General features: G+C 64.0%; 1 pseudogene. It reads right to left on the reverse strand.

Features of this window, described 5'->3' with window-relative positions:
• Nucleotides 1–289 (reverse strand): annotated as a pseudogene (locus CH341_RS34835) (ATP-binding protein); the annotation flags it as partial.

A 289-nucleotide genomic window follows, 5' to 3' on the forward strand; every position in this document is an offset into this window, starting at 1 on the left:
TGAGCGGTTTGCTGATGTCCGCCGCCATCAGCCGGATCGCCTCGGCGATGAGCTCTGCAACCGTGCCCCGAGGCCGCGTGAGCCCGAGCTCCGTCAGGATCGAGACGAGCAAAGATTTCGCGGTTGTGTACTGACCGCACTCCACATAGGCGGCGCGATAACGGTTGGCCCCGTAGATGGCGCTCTTCGTTTTTCCGAGCCCGGAAGGGCCGTAGAACGTGGCGAGTCCTGGCAGCGACAGGTCGCGCTCCACCACCCTGGTGATCAGAGCCGAGAAGGCAGCGACGTT

It is taken from the genome of Rhodoplanes roseus (genome assembly GCF_003258865.1).
In the GTDB taxonomy this organism is placed as follows: Bacteria; Pseudomonadota; Alphaproteobacteria; order Rhizobiales; family Xanthobacteraceae; genus Rhodoplanes; species Rhodoplanes roseus.